Origin of the sequence: Streptomyces sp. NPDC048257 (genome assembly GCF_043201855.1) — a bacterium.
In the GTDB taxonomy this organism is placed as follows: domain Bacteria; phylum Actinomycetota; class Actinomycetes; order Streptomycetales; family Streptomycetaceae; genus Streptomyces.
In genome coordinates this window covers 74,997-94,308 of sequence record NZ_JBICZI010000010.1, presented here as the reverse complement: position 1 = coordinate 94,308, position 19,312 = coordinate 74,997, and the positions used below count along the sequence as shown (strand labels likewise).

20 protein-coding genes are annotated in these 19,312 nt (G+C 73.2%); 14 read left to right on the top strand and 6 right to left on the bottom strand.

Annotated elements, in window-relative coordinates:
• The first annotated feature begins 104 nt into the window (after nucleotides 1-104).
• From ACGFZK_RS21030 to ACGFZK_RS21005, 6 genes are all read left to right on the top strand, one after another.
• Nucleotides 105-950, top strand: a complete 846-nt coding sequence (locus ACGFZK_RS21030; protein ID WP_393850397.1) for a BTAD domain-containing putative transcriptional regulator — start codon at nucleotides 105-107, stop codon at nucleotides 948-950.
• A 116-nt stretch (nucleotides 951-1,066) separates the two neighbouring features.
• Nucleotides 1,067-1,741: a ScbR family autoregulator-binding transcription factor gene (locus ACGFZK_RS21025; protein ID WP_393850396.1), complete on the top strand. Its 675-nt coding sequence runs from the start codon at nucleotides 1,067-1,069 to the stop codon at nucleotides 1,739-1,741.
• A gap of 52 nt (nucleotides 1,742-1,793) precedes the next feature.
• Nucleotides 1,794-2,615, top strand: coding sequence for a BTAD domain-containing putative transcriptional regulator (locus tag ACGFZK_RS21020; RefSeq protein WP_393850395.1), 822 nt, complete (start codon nucleotides 1,794-1,796; stop codon nucleotides 2,613-2,615).
• Nucleotides 2,616-3,596: 981 nt separating this feature from the next.
• Nucleotides 3,597-4,874 (top strand): helix-turn-helix domain-containing protein, encoded by a 1,278-nt coding sequence (locus ACGFZK_RS21015; RefSeq protein ID WP_393850394.1) that lies wholly within the window; start codon nucleotides 3,597-3,599, stop codon nucleotides 4,872-4,874.
• Nucleotides 4,875-4,910: 36 nt separating this feature from the next.
• Nucleotides 4,911-5,879, top strand: a complete 969-nt coding sequence (locus ACGFZK_RS21010) for an SRPBCC family protein (protein ID WP_393850393.1) — start codon at nucleotides 4,911-4,913, stop codon at nucleotides 5,877-5,879.
• A 20-nt stretch (nucleotides 5,880-5,899) separates the two neighbouring features.
• Entirely contained in the window at nucleotides 5,900-6,658 is a 759-nt protein-coding gene (locus ACGFZK_RS21005) for a 4'-phosphopantetheinyl transferase family protein (RefSeq protein ID WP_393850392.1), read from the top strand.
• A 436-nt stretch (nucleotides 6,659-7,094) separates the two neighbouring features.
• On the opposite strand, the gene ACGFZK_RS21000 is transcribed toward ACGFZK_RS21005, so the two are convergent.
• Entirely contained in the window at nucleotides 7,095-7,916 is an 822-nt protein-coding gene (locus ACGFZK_RS21000) for a BTAD domain-containing putative transcriptional regulator (RefSeq protein WP_393850391.1), read from the bottom strand.
• 141 nt (nucleotides 7,917-8,057) lie between these two features.
• Nucleotides 8,058-8,252 (bottom strand): hypothetical protein, encoded by a 195-nt coding sequence (locus ACGFZK_RS20995; RefSeq protein WP_393850390.1) that lies wholly within the window; start codon nucleotides 8,250-8,252, stop codon nucleotides 8,058-8,060.
• A gap of 352 nt (nucleotides 8,253-8,604) precedes the next feature.
• Between ACGFZK_RS20995 and ACGFZK_RS20990 the strand changes: the two genes are divergently transcribed.
• From ACGFZK_RS20990 to ACGFZK_RS20975, 4 genes are all read left to right on the top strand, one after another.
• Complete coding sequence (locus ACGFZK_RS20990) at nucleotides 8,605-9,891, top strand: aminotransferase class V-fold PLP-dependent enzyme (RefSeq protein ID WP_393850389.1); 1,287 nt, start codon at nucleotides 8,605-8,607, stop codon at nucleotides 9,889-9,891.
• 31 nt (nucleotides 9,892-9,922) lie between these two features.
• Nucleotides 9,923-11,497 (top strand): acyl-CoA carboxylase subunit beta, encoded by a 1,575-nt coding sequence (locus tag ACGFZK_RS20985; protein WP_393850388.1) that lies wholly within the window; start codon nucleotides 9,923-9,925, stop codon nucleotides 11,495-11,497.
• Nucleotides 11,494-11,712, top strand: coding sequence for an acyl-CoA carboxylase epsilon subunit (locus ACGFZK_RS20980; RefSeq protein WP_393850387.1), 219 nt, complete (start codon nucleotides 11,494-11,496; stop codon nucleotides 11,710-11,712). The genes ACGFZK_RS20985 and ACGFZK_RS20980 overlap by 4 nt, the downstream gene beginning before the upstream one ends.
• 96 nt (nucleotides 11,713-11,808) lie before the next feature.
• Complete coding sequence (locus tag ACGFZK_RS20975) at nucleotides 11,809-12,615, top strand: SDR family NAD(P)-dependent oxidoreductase (protein ID WP_393850386.1); 807 nt, start codon at nucleotides 11,809-11,811, stop codon at nucleotides 12,613-12,615.
• Between the two features lie 142 nt (nucleotides 12,616-12,757).
• Here ACGFZK_RS20975 and ACGFZK_RS20970 read toward each other — a convergent pair whose 3' ends face one another.
• Complete coding sequence (locus ACGFZK_RS20970) at nucleotides 12,758-13,750, bottom strand: AMP-binding protein (RefSeq protein WP_393850385.1); 993 nt, start codon at nucleotides 13,748-13,750, stop codon at nucleotides 12,758-12,760.
• A gap of 310 nt (nucleotides 13,751-14,060) precedes the next feature.
• Here ACGFZK_RS20970 and ACGFZK_RS20965 point away from each other — a divergent pair, with 310 nt between their 5' ends.
• The 4 genes from ACGFZK_RS20965 (at nucleotide 14,061) to ACGFZK_RS20950 (ending at nucleotide 17,235) form a co-directional block, all read left to right on the top strand.
• A complete protein-coding gene (locus ACGFZK_RS20965; RefSeq protein ID WP_393850384.1) occupies nucleotides 14,061-14,888 on the top strand; it encodes an NmrA family NAD(P)-binding protein in 828 nt (275 codons plus the stop codon).
• Nucleotides 14,889-14,995: 107 nt separating this feature from the next.
• Complete coding sequence (locus ACGFZK_RS20960; protein ID WP_393850383.1) at nucleotides 14,996-15,631, top strand: hemerythrin domain-containing protein; 636 nt, start codon at nucleotides 14,996-14,998, stop codon at nucleotides 15,629-15,631.
• Nucleotides 15,628-16,122 carry a DUF1772 domain-containing protein gene (locus ACGFZK_RS20955; protein ID WP_393850382.1) on the top strand — a complete coding sequence of 165 codons (495 nt, stop codon included), beginning with the start codon at nucleotides 15,628-15,630 and terminating at the stop codon, nucleotides 16,120-16,122. The genes ACGFZK_RS20960 and ACGFZK_RS20955 overlap by 4 nt, the downstream gene beginning before the upstream one ends.
• A 99-nt stretch (nucleotides 16,123-16,221) precedes the next feature.
• The gene (locus ACGFZK_RS20950; protein ID WP_393850381.1) at nucleotides 16,222-17,235 is read left to right on the top strand and encodes an AraC family transcriptional regulator; all 1,014 of its coding nucleotides are present in this window, start codon (nucleotides 16,222-16,224) and stop codon (nucleotides 17,233-17,235) included.
• Here ACGFZK_RS20950 and ACGFZK_RS20945 read toward each other — a convergent pair.
• Genes ACGFZK_RS20945 through ACGFZK_RS20935 form a run of 3 tightly spaced genes read right to left on the bottom strand, consistent with a single transcriptional unit; the run spans nucleotide 17,232 to nucleotide 19,182 of the window.
• Nucleotides 17,232-17,879 (bottom strand): 4'-phosphopantetheinyl transferase, encoded by a 648-nt coding sequence (locus ACGFZK_RS20945; RefSeq protein ID WP_393850380.1) that lies wholly within the window; start codon nucleotides 17,877-17,879, stop codon nucleotides 17,232-17,234. The genes ACGFZK_RS20950 and ACGFZK_RS20945 overlap by 4 nt on opposite strands.
• The gene (locus tag ACGFZK_RS20940) at nucleotides 17,876-18,712 is read right to left on the bottom strand and encodes an alpha/beta fold hydrolase (RefSeq protein WP_393850379.1); all 837 of its coding nucleotides are present in this window, start codon (nucleotides 18,710-18,712) and stop codon (nucleotides 17,876-17,878) included. Before ACGFZK_RS20940 ends, ACGFZK_RS20945 begins: the two co-directional genes overlap by 4 nt.
• Nucleotides 18,709-19,182: an SRPBCC family protein gene (locus ACGFZK_RS20935; RefSeq protein ID WP_393850378.1), complete on the bottom strand. Its 474-nt coding sequence runs from the start codon at nucleotides 19,180-19,182 to the stop codon at nucleotides 18,709-18,711. Before ACGFZK_RS20935 ends, ACGFZK_RS20940 begins: the two co-directional genes overlap by 4 nt.
• Between the last annotated feature and the right edge of the window lie 130 nt (nucleotides 19,183-19,312).

Genomic DNA, 19,312 nt, shown 5'->3' with positions numbered 1-19,312 from the left:
GACTGTCCCGTTCCACAAAACAGCACGACCGGTTTGATATTGACAAACCGTCGGTCCTGTTTTCTACTGGCGGTGCGACTCATCCAAGGACAGGGGAGTACGGCGTGGACATCGATGTACTGGGCGCGTTAGCGGTGCGGGAGAACGGAATCTCCATCACGCCGACCGCCCCCAAGCCCCGGCAGGTCCTGGCCCTCCTGGCCCTCCATGCCGATCAGGTGGTACCGGTATCGGCCCTCATAGAGGAGCTGTGGGCGGGTGAACCGCCGCGCAGCGCACGCACCACCCTGCAGACCTACGTCCTGCAGCTCAGAGCCCTCATCGCGGCCGCCCTCGAACAGGGCGCGGCCCACGGCGAACAGCATCCGGCGCCGGTGCGCACCGCCAAGGACATCCTGGTCACCCTCCCCGGCGGATACCTCCTCAGCAGCGGCGGCGGAACCCTCGACGTCCGCGAGTTCGACCGCCTCGCCGGCACCGGCTACCGCGCCATGGACGCCGGGGACTTCCCCGGCGCCGCACGCCTGCTGCGCGAGGCACTGGCCCTGTGGTCCGGACCGGCCTTCGCCGACGTACAGGGCGGCGTCCAGCTCGACATGGAGACCCGGCGGCTGGAGGAGACCCGGCTGTGCGCCCTGGACCAGCGGATCGAAGCCGACCTGCGCCTGGGCCGCCACCGGGAACTGCTGGCCGAACTGACCGTCCTGGTCACCCGCTACCGCACCCACGAAAACCTCCACGGACAGTTCATGCTCGCCCTGCACCGCTCGGGCCGGCGCGGCGAGGCCCTGGACGTCTACCAGCGGCTGCGCGCCACCCTCGTGCGAGAGCTGGGACTGGAGCCGTCCGTGGCCCTGCGGCGCCTGCAGCGCTCGATCCTGATGGCCGGCCCGGAAAGCCTGGCCGAGGCCCACGCGGAGCCGGGCACAGAGCGGCTCGTACGGGTCTGACAGTGCGAAGTCCGGCCCCCGGAACACGGGTTGCCGCTGGGGGCCCCGCGACACGGGTCGCCGCTGGTGGGCACCCGCCACCCGGGGCCGCTGTCGGGGCGAGAGGAGACGGCTCGGTGCAGGAGAGGTCGGAGCGGACCCGCAGGCGGCTGGTCTACGCCGGGGCCGAGTTGTTCCACCGCAATGGCTACGCCAACGCGACACTGGGCGAGATCGCGGCCGCCGCCGGAGTGACGAAGGGAGCCCTGTACTTCCACTTCACCTCCAAGGACGAACTCGCCGAAGCCGTACAGCAGCGGGGCTGCGCCCTGCTGCACGGTGCGGTACGGGCCCTGCGCGAGGACGGGGTCTCGCCACTGCAGGCCCTGATCGACATCACCCACTGGCTGGCGTGGACCCTGCACGAGGAACCGGCGATCCCGGCGAGTTTCAGGATCACCAAGGAATGCGGCGGCCCGGCCCCGCGGGGACCCGCCGGGGCGCGGCCACCGGTCATGGACTTCCACGGCGCCTGGATGTCGGCGGTGTGCACCCTGCTCCGCCTGGCCCGCGACGCCGGCGAACTCCCGGTTTCCGGCCGCCGGTGGGAGAGCGCACAGGCACTGGTCGCAGCCGCCGCCTGCGGGATCGAGGCCATGTCCGCCACCGGCATGTCGTATGCGGAACTCCAGGGAAAGGTAGGGGCGTTGTGGGCGCTGCTGCTGCCCAGCCTCGTGGCCTCCGGCCGCGAGCGCGAGTACCAGACCGAAGCGGAGCACTCCGGGGCGCAGGCCCTGCGGATCGGGTGGTGAGGGGCGAGGGCCACCGTGCCCCCGCCCCCGACGACAGGGGGAGCAGGAGACCGTGAAGATCCAGGTTCTGGGTCCGCTGAGTGCCGACGTCAACGGGGGATCCATCGTCCCCACCGCCCGCAAGCCCCGACAGATCCTGGCACTGCTGGCCCTGTATCCCGGGCGGGTGATACCGGTGCCCACCCTCATGGAGGAGATCTGGGGAACCGCCCTGCCGCAGAGCGCACTGACGACACTGCAGACCTACATCCTCCAGCTGCGCCGCCGGCTCGGCACCGCCATGGGACCGGGCGCACCCGACGCAGCGAAGGACGTCCTCGTCACCCGCCACGGCGGCTACCTGCTGCAGATACCGCCCGCGTCCGTGGACGTGCACCAGTACGAGAGCCTGCTCGCCCGGGGCCACAGCGACTACGAAAGCGGCGACGACCAGAGCGCAGCCACCCTCCTGCGGGCCGCGCTCGCCCTGTGGCAGGGACCCGCACTCGTCGACGTACGGGCCGGACCGATCCTCGAGATCGAGGTGCTGCGCCTGGAAGAGAGCCGCCTGCTCACCGTGGAGCGGCGCATCGACGTGGACCTGCGCCTGGGAAGACACACCGAACTGATCGCCGAACTCACCCACCTGACCGCCCGTCACCCCCAGCACGAAGGCCTCCACTCACAGGCCATGGTCGCCCTGTACCGGTCGGGCCGGCAGGCCACCGCCCTGGACGTCTACCGCAGACTGCGGGGCCGCCTGATCGAGGACCTCGGGGTGGAGCCGTCACCCCCACTGCAGCGCCTGCACCAGGCCATGCTGACCGTGGACCCGGCGCTGGACGTACAGGCGGGACCCAAACGCGGATCGACCTTCGACCGGTACGCCGTCTGACCCGCACACCCTCCCGCCGGCCGTGACCGGCCGCCGGACACCACCGCCACGGACACCACCGCCGCGGCCGGGAGGAACCTGCCGGCCGCCTCGGCCCTGACACCGCGAGCCGCCCGCAACGAGGGCACACGCCGCCCGCGAACCCCCACGGCCCGCCCGGCCCTTCGCCACAGCGGCCCCGGGTCCGCGGACGCCCCCGGGCATCGCGCCCCCGTCCCGCCGACGGCCGATCCCGTCCCCGCCGACGCGCATCCACCGACGCCCGTCCCGGCCTCCGGCCGAGGCGGGCGAAGCGCTGCCCGGTACCCGGTGCCCGCCCGGACAGGGACCGGGGGCCCGCCCGCCCGGTGGCCCGCCCGCCCGGTGGCCCGCCCGCCCGGCCGGTGGCGTGCCCGTGCCCGGTCGGTGGCGTGCCCGTGCCCGTGCCCGGCCGGTGGCGTGCCCGTGCCCGCCCGGCGCCGTGCCCGCGCCGACGGGGCGACGGTCCGGCCTCACCGCCCCCGGAACTTCCGCGCACGCCCGCACGCCCGCACGCCCGCCCGCACGCACGCACGCCCGCATGCAGGCGTGTCCGTTCGTCGGGGCGCCGGCCCGCGGTCGCTTCCCGCCGGCTGCCCCGGTCACCTCTTCGGCCAGCCGATGTCGTCGTCCGGCTGCTCGTCCCGGTTCCGGCCGGCCGCCAAAGCCGTGGTGTGTGCTGCGGGCGTCCAGGACGCGCGGGATGCGCACACCGATGGCCTCATCGTCGACTCCAGGGCGCTCAATACGAAAGGAGCAGGGCGCCGGCCGGTACGACGGCCGGATTCTGGAGAGTCTGCCTCGGCCGGGTCGAGGACCACTCGAGGAACGCATGAGAGGCGCACCACGCCGGCACGAGAGCGGCGGGCAACCGGTGGCAAAGGTTTGCCGGGCTGTTGCCGCGGACCCTACGCTCGGTGCCGGTTCCCGACAGATTCCTTGCCCGCGACCCCAAGGATGCCCATGCTGCGACAGCCCGCGTTCGGACACCGCCTGCGCAAACTCCGGCTGGCCCAGGGCCTGTCGCAGACGGCACTGGCCGGCGAGGGCATGTCCACCGGCTACCTCTCCCGCCTGGAGTCCGGGGCACGCCAGCCCACCGACCGCGCCGTCGGCTACCTCGCCGGCCGACTGGGCCTGCAGGCAGCCGACTTCGAGGAGCCGGCCACCGGCTCCCTGGCCCACGCCCTGACCCTCGCCGCGTCCACCGGCGCCCCCGACGCCATCGTGGCCCTGCGCCAGGCCCTGGCCGCCGAAGGCCACGAAAGCCCCGTACTGCGCTGGCAGGCCCTGTGGCTCCTGGCCCAGGCCGCCCGCGTCCAGGGCGACCACACCGCCGAACGCGACTGCCTCACCCGGCTGGTCGCACTCGGCGAGGACGTCGGCGTCAGCGAACTGCGCGTGCGCGGCCTGACCCGCCTGGCCCGCTGCCTGCGCTCCATCGGCGAGATCACCCCCGCCCTGGACGCAGCCGTCCAAGCCCACCGCATCGCACTCGGCGAAGGACTCGGCGTCCAGGACCGCGCCACCGCCCTGCTCGCCCTCGTCTCCGTACAGGCCGAAGCCGGCCGCACCGGCGAGGCCCGCGCGCACGCCGACGAACTCACCGCCCTCGTCCAGGGCCGCTCCGACGCCCTGTGGGCCGAGGCCATGTGGACCGCCGCAGCCGTCCGCATGCGCCAGGGCGACTACCCCGGCGCCCAGACCTGCCTGGACCAGGCCCTGGAGCGCTTCAGCAGCCAGGAGGACCTGATCCTGTGGATCCGGCTGCGCCTGGCCGCCGGACGCCTGCACCTGCAGAAGATGCCCGCCGACCCCGCCCGGGCACAGCACCGCGCCGAAGAGGCCGAAGCCGCCCTCGCCCTGGTCGGCACACCCGCCCTGCGCCAGGACCTCACCGCCCTGAAAGCCGACCTCGCCTTCGCCACCGGCCGCTACGACGACGCACGCACCCTGCTGGGCGAACTGGCCGCCGACCCGCCCAGGATGACCTACCGCGGCCAGGTCCGCCAGGAAATCCTGCGCCACCAGCTCCTGATCCTCGACGGGGACCCCGCCGGCGCCCAGGGCCTGCGCGCTCTGGCCCAACAGGCCCAGCAGGACGCCAACATCGACCTCGCCGCCGAAATCTGGCGGGTCCTGGCCGACGCACTGACCCAGACCCACCCCGGTGACCCCCTCACCGCCGCGGCCCCGGCCACCGGGGGTCGAGGAAGCCTCAAGTCCCCTGGTGCAGGCTGACCCCACCCGCACACACGACCAGGGGAGGTGCCACTCATGCCCTCGCAGCGCGTCCACACGAGCGAGCACACGGCACACATCGCCGCCCCGCCCGGTGTGGTCTACGGACTGCTCGCCGACGCCGTGCGCTGGCCCCTCCTGCTGCCCACCCCCGTCCACGTCGAACGCATCGACTTCGACGGCGTCAGCGAACGCCTGCGCCTGTGGGACCTCCCCGACGCAGGCGAGCGGGTCCGCTCCTTGCACCTGCGCCGCGAACTCCACCCGCACTCCAGGACCATCGCATTCGAGCAGGAGGACACCGCCCGCCCCGGCGCACCCACCACCGGCACCTGGACGGTCCAGGCACACGGCGACACCCACAGCCGCGTGACGCTGCGCCAGGACCACACCGCAGAGGCCCTGCCCGCCGCCGGCACCCCACGCACCCGCCGGGAACAGGAGGCCGAACCGGCCGCCCACCTCACCCACCTCACCGAGATCGCCGAACGCTGGGAACGCCTGGACGAACTGCTGCTGTCCTTCGAGGACAGCATCCACCTCGACGGCCCCGCCGAACTGGTCTACGACTTCCTCCACCGCATCCAGGACTGGCCCCAACGGCTCCCGCACGTGGAGGCCGCCGACGTCATCGAAGACACCCCCGGCGTACAGCTCGCCACCCTGGACACCTGCGCCACCCCCGACGGCCGCACCCGCCACACCCGGGCCGCGCGCCTGTGCTTCCCCGCCGCCGCCCGCATCGTCTTCAAGGAACTCGCCCCACCCGACCCGATCGCCGCACACACCGGCGAATGGTCCCTGACCCCGGACGGGCACGGCGTACGGGCCGTCTGCGCCCAGCAGGTGATGCTGCGCGAGCCCGCCGCCCACCACCTCCCCGGCAGCGGGCCCGGCCTCGCCGACACCCGCCGCCACGTCCGCAGCTGGCTGGCACAGGCGACCACCGAGACGCTGCGCCTGGCCGGCTGGCGGGCACAGACCGCCGTGCGCCGGCTGCGATGACCACCGCAAGGAGAGCGACGATGGCACCCACCCGGCCGGCCGGGGGAGCCCCCGGAGCACCGCTGTTCCTCCAGGGCCCCGACGGCCCCTGGGAGGAGACCGGCGACCGGCTCGAGGAGCAGGGCCACGCAGTCCTGTGCACCACCTGGGGCCAGTGGCTGACCGCCGTGCTCCTCGACCCGGCGCTGCGCCCGCTGCTCGGCAACCACTGGCCGCGCTTTCGCCAGACGCCGGCCGCCGCCGGGCGGATCCGGTTCGCCGTGTCGCACTTCGTCATGAAGTACGCCGCCGCCACCGCCCTGGACGTGCCCGTGCACGCCCTGGAGGCGGGCCACGGGCCGCACGGACGCCCCGTACTACGGGGGCCCGGCGCCGCGGCGGAGGTCGCCCTGGCGCACTGCGGCGAGCTGATCGTGGTCGGCGTCAGCCGCACCGGGCCGGTCGGCGTGCACGCGGAGCCCGCCGACCGCGACCTGCGCGTCGGGCCGCTGCGCGAGCAGGTGTGCACCCCGCAGGAGGCCGCCGCCCTCGACGCGCTCCCCGAGGGCGAACACCGGGCGCACCTGCTGCGGCTGTGGACCCTGAAAGAGGCCTGCGCCGGGATCCTCCAGGACGCCGGGCGGCCCGCCCGCTCCACCTACGGCCTCGGCCGGGACGACCAGGGCCGGACCACCCTGACCGGGACCGGGCGCACACGAGCACCGGCGGGGGAGTGGACTCTGGCCACCCACCTCGTCCAAGGCCGCTACCTGATCGGCGAAGCCCACCGCACGCCCTGAGGGCTGTCCCGCAGTCCCGGGCGGGCGCGCGACACCGGCTACGGCACCTCGCCGCTGTCGGCAGCACCCTGATGCGCCCAGTATGAGGACGTGCCTGCGCCGTGCGATGCACCGCATCCGACGCCGCGCGCTGATCCACCCGGGAAGACGGGACAGCCCTCGCAGGGCGGCGCGGCGACCAGACCGCACGCGCGCCCCCTGTCATCGCACCGCCCGGCGCTCCCTGATCCGGCCCGACCGGCCCGACACCGCCCGGCAGGGCCCCCGGACGGCCTGTTGCCCGGGCGGTCTTCGTGGGTCGGCCCGCATTGTCGGGCGCGGTGCATCGCACCGCGGAGGATCGCCGCTCGTACGTGGCCGTACTCGCGCGGATACGACCACGCGGCCAGGCACGGTGCCGGGCAGAGCGGGCCCGCGAAGACCGCCCGGACAGGGCTCAGGCGGCGAAGAGGTCGAACGTCGAGGTGTGCCGCGGGCCGGCGGGCACGTCGAGCTGCGGGTCGACGGCCAGCATGGCCTGGTGCAGGCGCTGCAGCTGGGGTGACGGCTCCACCCCGAGGTCCTCGATCAGGCGGCCCCGCAGCCTGCGGTAGACGTCCAGGGCGGTGGCCTGCCGGCCCGACCGGTACAGCGCGACCATGACCTGCGAGTGGAGCCCCTCGTGCTGGGGATGACGGGCAGTCAGGTCGGTGAGTTCGGCGATCAGTTCGGAGTGCCGGCCGAGCCTCAGATCGGCGTCGATGCGCCGCTCCACGGTGACCAGGCGGCTCTCCTCCAGGCGCAGCACCTCGATGTCGAGGATCGGCCCGACCCGTACGTCGACCAGGGCAGGGCCCCGCCACAGGTCCAGCGCGGCCCGCAGCCGGTCGGCGCAGACCCGGTCCTCACCCGACTCGAAGGCGCTCTGGCCCTCGCGGGCGAGACGTTCGTAGTCGTGGACGTCGACGCTCTCCTCGGGCACCTGCAGCAGGTAGCCGCCGTGCCGGGTGGACAGTACGTCCTTGGCGCCGCCCGGCGCGTCGGGGCCCATCGCCGTGCCCAGACGCCGGCGCAGCTGGAGGATGTACGTCTGCAGGGTGGTCAGCGCGCTCTGCGGCGGCTGGGTCCCCCAGATCTCCTCCATGAGGGTGGGCACCGGTATCACGCGTCCGGGATACAGCGAGAGAAGCGACAGGACCTGTCTCGGCTTTCCCGCGGACGGAACGATGGATCCCCCGTTGACCTCGGCGCTCAACGGACCCAGAACCTGAATCCTCACGGTCTCCCCTCCGTAACTCTTCGAGCTCCCCCCGGCACTTTTCTGCCACCGGTGGCGGAGGAACTGCCCCCGTGTCGCGCACGCTAGCCGCGGTGGATGTTCTCCCTCTCTTTCCTCCACCCAACTTCGAGCCGTCTTCGGTTACGGCCAGTCGATCAGCGCGGTGGCCGCGGCGGGAGCCGAGCCCGGGGCGACGGGCCAGTCGATGGGGCCGGCGGCCGAAGCCGGGGCGACGGGCCAGTCGATGGGGCCGGCGGCCTGGGCGGCGCCGCCCGCGGTGAGGACGGCGGCGCAGACCAGAGCGGCGGTGGCGGCGACGCGGGCGATGTTCCTCATGGTGACTCCTCCATGGCAACTCTTTGATTCTTCCTGGCAAGTCTTCTGCCAAAAAGACTGGCAACACCCGCTCGGGATTCGCTCGGAACACACTTGAGACGGGCTGGAGAAACCCACCGCAACTCCTCTGACCTGCACACAAATTGATACGACAGGACCCGGAATCGGGAGGACCCGCCATTGCCAAGGGTTGCCAACGGGCCGGGAACTAGAGCCTCGCCGGAGCGGACACATTCCGGCATTGCCAAAACTGCCAGCCGCTGGGCAATGTATTGCCAAGTCCATTGGCAATGCCTGGTACATGAGGGCCGCGTACCTCCTGCGGCCCCGACAGCGGGGGGAGGCCCCTGAAATGAACGCGCCGACGTACCACGGGGAACGAACGGCCCACCTGGACACCGCCGCCGCCGGCCGGATGCCCGACGCCGTCCGCGCCGTGCTCGCCCACTGCACGGCCCTCGACGACCGCTTCGGGCCGGCCGCACCGGGGGCCGGCCCCGGTGACGCCCTGCACACCCGCGTCCGCGAACGCCTCGGCGCCCTCCTGGGCGTCCCCGCCGCCGACACGGCCCTGGCGACCGGCGCGGCCCAGGCCTTCGAGGCCTACCTCCAGGGCATGGACCTCGGCCCGCGCGACCGGATCTGGACCACCCCCCACGAGGGCGTGGCCCACCTGAGCGCCCTGCACGCCCTGCGCGGGCGCACCCGCTGCCGGCTGGAGGTCGTCCCGCTGCGCCCGGACGGGGACCTCGACCTGGACTGGATGCGCACCCACCTCGACGAGGACGTCGCCCTGGTCTCCGCCGTCCACCTCTCCCCGGCCTGCGGAACCGTCAACCCGGTCGTGGAGATCGGCCGCCTCCTCGCCGCCCACCGGGCCCGCTACACCCTCGACGCCTCCCACTCCGCCGGCCTGCTCCCCCTCGACGCCCCGCGCATCGGCTGCGACCTGCTCACCGCGGACGGCTGGAGGTTCCTGCGCGGCCCGCAGGACATCGGCTTCGCCTACCTCGCCCCCGGCCGGCCGCACGGCAGCCCCCCGCAGCCCCCCGCCCCGGCCACAGCCGCCGCCCTGGACGCCGCCCTCGCCCACCACCACAACGCCGCCCGCCTCCCGCACGAGGACCTCCTGCCCCGGCTGCGCGACGCGGTCGCCCGCACGCCCGGCATGCACCTGCTCGCGGCCGGAACCGAACAGGCGGCCGTCCTCGCCTTCCGGCACGCCGAGATCCCCGCCGCGGCCATCCGCCGGGGCCTGGCCCGGCGCGGGGTCGTCCTGGGCAAGACCGTCGCGCACCAGCACCCGCTGCACCCCGCCGGCCGGGACGGGGAGCCCGCGCTGCGCGCCAGCGTCCACCACCACAACACCGCCCGCGACATCGACCGCCTCCAGCAGGCCCTCGCGGAGGTCCTGCTCGAGGAACGGCCCGCCATCCCCGCCCTCGCCGCCGCAGGAACCGCCGCAGGAACCGCCGCAGCAACCGCCGCAGGGACCGCCGCAGGAGTCCTCGCCCCCGCCGCCACAGCAGCTCCCGCAGCTGCGGCGGCCGGCGCGGGAGCCGAGCCCGGCCGGCCGTCCCCGTACCACGCGCGCCCCGTCAGGCGGCGCGGCCACCTCACGCTGCACCGGGCGACCTGAGACCCGCCATCTTCAGACCTGGAGGAGCCACATGACCATCATCGACGCGCCACCCGCACCGGCGCCCGACCGCACCGCGGAACTGGCCGCCATCAAGGCCTGCGCAGTGGCCGGCCCGGACGAACGCGCCACCGAACGCCAGCACGCCAAGGGCAAACTCACCGCCCGCGAACGCATCGGCCTGCTGCTCGACGAGGGATCGTTCCACGAGATCGAAGCCCTCAGAAGGCACCGCGCCACCGGATTCGGCCTGGAAGGCAAGAAGCCCTACACCGACGGCGTGGTCACCGGCTGGGGAACCGTGGACGGCCGCACCGTCTTCGTGTTCGCCCACGACTTCCGCATCTTCGGCGGCGCACTCGGCGAAGCCCACGCCGAGAAGATCCACAAGGTGATGGACCTGGCCCTCGCCGCCGGCGCACCCCTGGTCTCCCTCAACGACGGCGCGGGCGCCCGCATCCAGGAAGGCGTCTCGGCGCTGGCCGGCTACGGCGGCATCTTCCAGCGCAACACCCGCGCCTCCGGCGTCATCCCGCAGATCAGCGTGATGCTGGGCCCCTGCGCGGGCGGCGCCGCCTACTCCCCGGCCCTGACCGACTTCGTGTTCATGGTCCGCGACACCTCGCAGATGTTCATCACCGGCCCGGACGTGGTCCGCGCGGTCACCGGCGAGGAGATCACCCAAAACGGCCTCGGCGGCGCCGACGTGCACGCCGCCGTCTCCGGCGTCGCCGCCTTCGCCTACGAGGACGAACCCACCTGCCTGGAGGACGTACGGCACCTGCTGTCGCTGCTGCCCTCCAACAACCGCGAGACACCACCGCGCCAGGACACCGGCGACCCCACCGCACGCCGCACCGACCGCCTCCTGCGCCTGGTCCCCGCCAACCCCCAGCAGGCCTACGACATCCGCACCGTCATCGAGGAAGTCGTCGACGACGGCGAGTACTTCGAGATCCAGCCGGCCTGGGCCACCAACATCGTGTGCGCGCTCGCCCGCATGGACGGCCACGTCACCGGCTTCGTCGCCAACCAGCCCGCCAGCCTCGCCGGAGTCCTCGACATCCACGCCAGCGAAAAAGCCGCCCGCTTCGTCCAGTTCTGCGACGCCTTCAACATTGCGCTCGTCACCCTCGTCGACGTCCCCGGCTTCCTGCCCGGCGTCGACCAGGAACACGGCGGCATCATCCGCCACGGCGCCAAACTGCTGTACGCCTACTGCAACGCCACCGTCCCGCGGATCTCACTGGTCCTGCGCAAGGCCTACGGCGGCGCCTACATCGTCATGGACTCCCGCTCCATCGGCGCCGACCTCGCACTGGCCTGGCCGACCAACGAGATCGCCGTCATGGGAGCCGAAGGCGCGGCCAACGTCATCTTCCGCCGGGAGATCGCCGCCGCGGCCGACCCCGACGCGATGCGCGCACACAAGATCAAGGAGTACACCACCGAACTCATGCACCCCTACTACGCCGCCGAACGCGGACTCGTCGACGACGTCATCGATCCCGGCGAGACCCGCACGGTCCTCGCCAAAGCCCTGGCCATGCTCCGCCCCAAGTACGCCGACCTGCCCTCGCGCAAGCACGGCAACCCGCCGGTATGACCGCCCCCGAAGCGGCCCAGACGCCGCACACCTGGCGGATCGTCCGCGGCCGGCCCGACACGGACGAGACGGCCGCCGTCCTCGCGGTCCTGACCGCCCTGCTCCTGAACCGGGCCACCACCCCACCGCCGCCACCGCCCCGCACCACGGCCGCCGGCTGGGACCGCCCCCCGGCCGGCCGGACCCTGCGCCCCGGCAGCTGGCGCCGGCACTGAACGCACCGCGGGGGCCGCCTCCATCCCCCTTCCGCCGCGCCACGAGTTGTCTGCGACACGCTGCACACAGCACAGGCGAGCGACGGAGGGACCAGGATGACGGTGAAGGCGATGGACAAGGCCCCCGAGCGGCCCGTGGCCCTGGTCACCGGGGCCACCAGCGGCATCGGACTGGCCGTCGCCCGCGACCTGGGCGCCCGCGGACACCGGGTGTTCCTCTGCGCCCGCACCGAGGCCAAGGTCAAGGAGACCGTCGCCGACCTCCAGGCCGAAGGACTCACCGTCCAGGGCGCCGCCGCCGACGTACGCGACCGGACCGCCGTGGAAAACCTGGTCGCCGCCGCCGTCGCCGCCTACGGCGCCCCCGTCAGCATCCTGGTCAACAACGCGGGCCGCAGCGGCGGCGGCGCCACCGCCGGCATCACCGACGAACTGTGGCACGACGTCATCGACACCAACCTCAACAGCGTCTTCCTGCTGACCCGCGAGGTCCTCAACAGCGGCGGCCTGGCCGCCGAACCCTGGGGCCGCATCATCAACATCGCCTCCACCGCGGGCAAACAGGGAGTCCTCCTCGGCGCCCCCTACTCGGCCTCCAAACACGCCGTCGTCGGCTTCACCAAAGCCCTCGGCAAGGAACTCGCCCCCACCGGCACCACCGTCAACGCGGTCTGCCCCGGCTACGTGGAGACACCCATGGCCGCACGCGTACGCAGCGGCTACGCGCAGGTGTGGGACACCACCGAGGACTACGTCCAGGAACAGCTCGAATCCAAGATCCCGCTCGGCCGCTACTCCACCCCCCAGGAGGTCGCCGGCCTCGTCGGCTACCTGACCACCGACCTCGCCGCCTCCATCACCGCCCAGGCCCTCAACGTGTGCGGCGGACTGGGCAACTACTGACCCGCCGCCCGCCGCCCGCCGCCCGCCGCCCGCCGCCCAAGGCGGGCCGGCCGCCCCCGGCCGCGGACGCACCACCGAAATAAAAGGGGCCCCGGACGGCTCACACCGTCCAGGGCCCCTCCGGCTGTCCGCACCCTGCGGCTCACAGCACCGACGGCGACCCCGACACGTCCCAGACCAGGGCCTGCGGGGCGATCCCCGCCGAGCGCCAGCCGGCCAGCACCGCAGCGTCCACCGGCTCGTCCGACAGCAGCACGTGCCGCAGCGACGGCAGGCCGCTCCCGCGCACCGCCGCACCCAGCCGCGCGAACGCCGACGGCAACTGCGTCACCACCGTCACCTCCGCCCGCGCCAACAGCCGGGCGAACGCCCGCGCGTCACCCGCCGTGTCCCGGTCCACCACGACGGCCAGCCCGCCCGACAGCAGCGGACCCCACAACTCCCGCATCCCCAGATCCACGCTCAGGGAGTGGAAGTACGTCCACACGTCGTCCAGCCCCGCCCCCAGCATCGGCACACAACCGTCCACCCACGACAGCACGTCCAGGTGCGCCACCGGCCGCACCGCCAGCGCCCGCCCCGGCTCACCGCCCGAAGGCAGCGCCAGGAACGCCGTCCCCGGCGGCACCTCACGGCGCACCGCCGGCCGCCGGCGGACCGCGATCACGAACCGGCCCACCTTGACCACCGGACTCTCACCGTGCAGCAGCCCCGCATCCGAGACGACCACCCCGGCGCCCGCATCACGCATCAGGAACTCCTGCAGCCCCGCACTGTGCCCCGGCTCCAGCGGCAGCACCGCCGCCCCCGCCCGCAGCACACCGACCACGGCGCCGGCCGCCATACAGGAGCGCTCGGCGCGCACGGCCACCGCCGAGCCGGGACCCGCCCGCCCCGACAGACGCCGCGCGATCTCGTCCGCCAGCCACTCCAGTTCCAGATAGGTCGCCTCTGCCTCCGCCTCCCGGGCGGCGACCCGGCCCGGATGGCGGGCGGCCGAAGCCGCGAAACGGATGTCGATGCGGTCCCGGCGCACCGGCCGCCCGCCGGACGGATCAAGCCCGATCCGTCCGAGCAGGCCCGCCAGATCGGCGGACAACTGGTCATGCTCCGGATGCTCCGGAGTGGCGTTCATGCGGCCTCCCAGCGGCGGGTCGTAACTCCACCGCCGATGCTGCCGCGACAGACATGAGAAGCACTCAAGTCTCAACCGCACACCACCGCTCGCACCCCGCTCGACGCCCGCTCGAAGACGACTCCACGACCGGTCGAGGACCGCTCCAGACACCCTGGCCCACCCCCCGCCGGCATGCCTACGATTCCCTGGCTCACGCCGAAGCCACCCGCTCACCGCCGCGCTCCGGGCCACCACCGGTAGACGCACGCATATGGAACTGAGCTTTGTGGCTATGGCCCGTCTCGCGAGACTGGACTTGACTGTACTCATGACTCAGAACGCGCAGAACACGCAGATCACCCTCGTCATCGGCGGACACGGCAAGACCGGCCGACGCGTCGCCGAGAAGCTCTCCGCCCAGGGCCGCCAGGTCCGCATCGGCTCCCGCACCGGGCAGCCCGCCTTCGACTGGAACGAAACCTCCACCTGGGTACCCGCCCTCGAAGGCGTCGACCGGGTATACGTCACCTACTACCCCGACCTCGCCTTCCCCGGCGCCGCCGAACAGGTCGCCGAATTCTCCAAGGTCGCCGTCGCCCACGGCGCCCGCCGCCTGGTCCTGCTCTCCGGCCGCGGCGAGGAAGCCGCGGAGATCAGCGAGAACAACCTCAAGGCCTCCGGCGCCGACTGGACGATCGTCCGCTCCAGCTGGTTCAACCAGAACTTCAACGAGAGCTTCTTCCTGGAGCCCGTACTGCACGGCGAGATCGCCCTGCCCACCGGCGACGCCGTCGAGGCCTTCGTCGACGCCGACGACATCGCCGACGTCGTCGTCGCCGCCCTGACCGACGACAAGCACATCGGCAAGACCTACGAACTGTCCGGCCCCCGCCTGCTCAGCTACAGCGACGTCGCCGCCGAACTGACCAAGGCCACCGGCCGCGAGATCAAGTACATCTCCGTCACCAACGAGGAGTACCGCGCGGTCCTGCGCGAGAACGGCCTCCCCGAGGAGTTCGCCGACCTCTTCACCATGATCCTCGACGGCCGCAACGCACACCTCGTGCACGGCGTCGAGGAAGCCCTGGGCCGCAAGCCCAAGGACTTCGCCGACTTCGCCCGCGACGCCGCGGCCACCGGAGTCTGGAACGTCTGACCCCGCACCACCTTCTTCCTCACCACCCGCTCCATCCCTTTCGCTCCTTGACCGGGCGGCGACTCTGGTACGGCCGCCGCCCGGTACTCGGGGCACAGGAGGTTCCCATGCCCACGCCCCGGACGTACTCCAGCGAACACGGACTCTCCACGCTGCCCCCGTACTTCCACGGATTCGCCCTCATGCACATCGCGATGCGACGCGACGCAGCCCGCCTGCGCGCCGCCGCCCCGATGTGGAACGGCGCCGGAACCCCATGGTGGCAGCGGCTGCGCGAGGTCATCGAATGGCACCACACCAGCGAGGACGACGTACTGTGGCCCGCACTGCGCCGCCGCGACGCCGACTTCGACGCCCAGGCCCGTGAACTCCACGAGGACCACGAGGAACTCGACGCCGCGATGACCGCCGTCCACACGGCCATCGCCCACCACGGCGACGGCCTCCCCGCCGCGGCACAGACCTTCGAAGGCGTCCTGCGCGACCACCTGCGCGACGAGGAAGCCATCGTCTTCCCCGTCTTCGACCGACTCGGCGAACACGCCTACCTGGCCGAGGAACGCAAGGTCATCTCCAGCGCACCGATGCGCGTCATGACCCACCTCCAGCCATGGATGTTCGACGGCGCCCCCCGCCAGTCGATCGCCCACGTCAGCGCCACCATCCCGCCACCGGTCCGGCTGATCGGTGCCACCCTCCTGCACCGGCGCTACACCCGCACACTGAAGGGAATCCTGAAGTGACCGGCACGACCACACAATCCGTGACCCTGGTGGCCGCAACGGTGGGCACCGGCCTCATGGCCGGCCTCTACTTCGCCTTCGACATCTCGGTGATGCCCGGCCTCGGCCGCAGCGACGACCAGACCTACGTCACCGCCATGCGCAACATCAACGACGCCATCGACAACGGCCTGTTCGGCCTCCTGTTCCTCGGCGCGTTCCTGGCCACCGGAGTCGCCGCCGCACAACAGCAGCGCGGCGGCCGCCCCGACGCGGCACGCTGGGGCTGGCTCGCCTTCGCCCTCTACGGCCTGTCCCTGGCCGTCACCGCAATCGTCAACATCCCCCTCAACCACCAGCTCGCACAGGCCGGCGCCGACGCCGCCGCAGCCCGCTCCCGCTTCGGCGGCCGCTGGACCTGCGGCAACATCGTCCGCACCGCCGCCTGCACCGCAGCCCTCGCCGCCCTCGGCCGCGCCCTCACCCTCCACGGCCGCGCCTCCACCGCCTGACCCGCCACCACCCCCCACCCCGCGAACGGCGCCCGCTCTCTTTCCGTCCCCCGCGGGAGAGCGGGCGCTTCGCCGCGCAGCCCGCGAGAGGATCAACCCATGGACACCCTGACCGGTCTGCTGGAAGGTCCCAAAGCCCGCGGAGCCTTCCTCCTCAAATCCGTCTTCAACCCGCCCTGGTCGCTGCGCGTCGAGGACCGGGCCCCCCTCTCCGTCGTCACCATGGTGCACGGCGACGCCTGGCTGCTCCCCGACCACGCCACCCCCGTCCTGATCCGGCCCGGCGACGTGGCCGTCGTACGCGGCCCCGACCCCTACACCGTCGCCGACACCCCCGACACCCCCGTCCAGATCACCGTCGGCCCCGAACAACGGTGCAGCACCCAGGAAGGCGAGGACGTCACCGACACCATGGCCCTGGGCGTACGCACCTGGGGCGACGCCTTCCAGGACGCCGGCTCCTCGGTCATGCTCAGCGGCACCTACCAGGCACCCAGCGAGATCGGCCGCCGGCTGCTGAGCGCACTGCCCACCCTCCTGGTCCGCCCCGCCGAAGCCGCCGACAACACCCTGGTCACCCTCCTCACCTCGGAGATCTCCAAGGACGAACCCGGCCAGGAGATCGTCCTGGACCGGCTCCTGGACCTGCTGCTCATCGGCGTCCTGCGCACCTGGCTGGCAGCACCCGGCAGCGGCGCCCCCTCCTGGTACCGCGCACAGGGCGACCCCGTGGTCGGCCCCGCCCTGCGCCTCCTGCACGAAAACCCCTTCCACGGCTGGACCGTGGAGGAACTCGCCCTGAAGGTCGGCGTCTCCCGTGCCTGCCTGGCCCGCCGGTTCACCGACGTCGTCGGCGAACCCCCGGTGGCCTACCTCACCGGCTGGCGCCTGGCACTCGCCGCCGACCTGCTGCGCGAACCCGACGCCACCGTCACCACCGTCGCCCGCCGCGTCGGCTACAGCTCCGCCTTCGCCCTGTCGACGGCCTTCAAACGGGTACGGGGCATCAGCCCCCAGGAGTTCCGCGCCGGCGCAACCCAAGCCACCGCACCCCCATCCGCCGAGCCGCCCCGCACCGTCGTCCTGTCACCCCCCGGGCCCGACCGGCCCTAAACGCCCGCGCGCGCCACCGCCGTCAGCACCAGGCCCCCGCCCGCCAGCCACCGGCCCTCGTACACCGGGTCCACCGGCGCCGGGACCGGCGGGCGCAGGGTCGCCGTGAAGGTGCCCGCGGGGGACAGGGCAAGGGTGGCGTCCCGAAAGCCCAGCCAGATACCGGTGGCCGGATACCAGGCCTTGTACGCCGCCTCCTTCGCCGAGAAGAAGACCCGCTCCCACGGCACACGGTCATCGGCCGCGGCGAGGCGGGCCAGGTGGACGCGCTCCTCGGCACAGGTGATCAGATCGAGCACCCCCCGCGGGAGCGGCCCGGCCGGCTCCGCATCGATGCCCAGCGCCGCCACCGCCGACGCCGGCGCGGCCACCGCCGCCCGGTACCCCTGGCAGTGGGTGATGCTGCCGACCACCCCCGACGGCCACCGCGGCGCCCCGCCCGGACCCGGCAACAGCGCCACCGGCGGGCGCCCGAGCTCGGCCAGGCACCGGCGGGCACAGGCACGCGCGGTCGCGAACTGGCGGCGCCGCCGCTCCCGCCGGCCCTCCATCAGGGCCGCCTCCGCGGGGAAAAGAGGAGCGGGCGCCGCGTCGTCGAAGGCTTCCGATGACGTGACGCCCGCAGGCAGCAGTTCCTCGATCATCGCGAGGCGAGCTCCATCGCCGCGGAGACCGTCAGCAGCGGCCGCTCCAGCGGCAGCATGTGCCCCGCGTCCGGGACACGTTCGAAACGGGCACCGGGGATGACCTCCGCGAGGGTGCGCGCCAGCGCGATGTCGATCACCTTGTCGGCCTCGCCGTGCAGGACCACCGCCGGGACCGTGACCGCCTTCAGCGCCTCACGGACGTCCCAGCCGCGGGTACAGCGGAAGAACTCCGCCCGCACCCGCGGCAGCGCCGCCGCGAACAGCTGCCGGTTCACGTCCCGCACCACGGGATCCACCTGCTTGCCCATCGTGGAGCCGAGCAGCCTGCGGCCCAGCCACGGACGGCGCAGCGCCCTGGAGAAGACGGCACTGCCCATCATCTTCACCTCACTGTCCGGGGTGTCCTGGCCGTGCGCCGCCGTGCCCAGCAGCACCAGCCCGCGCAGCCGGCCCGCCGACGGGGACGACGTGGCGTAGGACAGGGCAGCGAACCCGCCGCCCGAGTGGCCGACGATCACCGCCTCACGCGCGTCCGTCTCCCCCAGGACCGCCGCCAGGTCCGCGCCCAGCCGCTCCACCGACACCGGGGTGCGGCCCAGCGTGGACGCGCCGTGACCGCGCTGGTCGTACGACACCACCCGGTGGCCGGCCCGGATCAGCCGGTCCGCGACCGTGCCCCACACCCGGCGGGTGTGCGCCCAGCCGTGCACCAGCACCACATCACCCGCCGACGGCGTGCCCGCCAGCGGGGCCAGCACGGTGACCTCCAGCGCGGCGCCGTCGTCCGTGCGGACCGTCAGCTCACGGCTGGTGTCCGCCGCCCTCGTCACCGCGACACCGCCGACAGCTGCCGGTCCAGGGCTTCGAACGCGGCCAGGGTCCCCTTGGAGTGCTCCGCACCCAGGTCCGCGACCTTGGACAGCACCTTCAGCCAGCCGTGCGGGCTGCCGGTGAAATGCATGGAGATACGGGTGCGGCCGTCCGCCAGCGGTTCCAGACGGAAGGTGCTCGGACCCCGGAAGACACCGTCCACGTACTCGATGTCCAGGCGGCGGCCCGGCTCCACCGCCACCGTGCGCGAGGTGAAGCGCAGCTTCAGCCCGCCCTTGTCGGATCCCTTGGTGTGCACCGTCACGCCCACCATGCCGCCGACCTCGTCGGGGGCGCCGGAGACCGCGGTGAACGTGTTGGCCGGCACCCACCACTTGCGGGCCCCGCGGAACTCCGCGACGAGCGCGTCCCACACGGCATCCGCCGGGGCGTCGATCACCGCCTCGTCGATCAGGTCGTACGTCGTCATGCCCAAGCCTCCAGTACCTCACGGAAAAAAAGGGGAAGCGGGGGGGGGGGGGGGGGGGGGGCCCCCCCCCCCCCCCGCGCGGCCCCCCCCCCCCCGCGGGGGGGCGCGCGGGGCCGAACGCACGCCCGGG